The 476-nt window shown below is 33.4% G+C and carries 1 protein-coding gene; it reads right to left on the bottom strand.

Annotated elements, in window-relative coordinates; genetic code table 11:
* The coding region (locus E1171_RS24010; protein ID WP_222931277.1) for a hypothetical protein at positions 1–401 on the bottom strand (401 nt) is incomplete at its 3' end.
* Positions 402–476 lie beyond the last annotated feature (75 nt).

Genomic DNA, 476 nt, shown 5'->3' with positions numbered 1-476 from the left:
TACCAAATGTTTATCAGAACAGTAGAAAAAATAAAAATTATGCCAATTAGAGTAGATATTCTATAATATTGAACATTTCTAATAAAAGGAATTATAAATAGAAGGACTACTAAAGCTAGGTCAATTATGTCACCTGGTCTGAATTGTTCACCAATCCATAGGATTGCCAAGAAAACCCAAAAGTGCAATAGGATTAGTAAATAGAAAAAATTTCGGTTTGGTTTTACGGTCTTTCCCGAGGAACCCGTCTTTCGCACATCTCCTCTTTGTAAAAGAATATGGGTGGCAAAAAATGTGATTATGGGGCCTAAAATGACAAATAGAAAACCTAAATATCCCCATTTTTCAAACTTTGTGGCCTTGGCTGTTTGCCAAAAAAGGTTAAAATGAGCTAGTAACATATAAATTTGCCATAGTTTGTTTGTCCAAACGGTTTGTTCGTTAATTTTTTTTTCAAACAGTGAGGCCAACGAAGT

The organism is Xanthovirga aplysinae, from assembly GCF_009711365.1.
GTDB lineage: Bacteria > Bacteroidota > Bacteroidia > Cytophagales > Cyclobacteriaceae > Xanthovirga > Xanthovirga aplysinae.
Note: the sequence above shows the minus strand (reverse complement) of the source record. Positions and strands in the feature narration are given on the sequence as shown.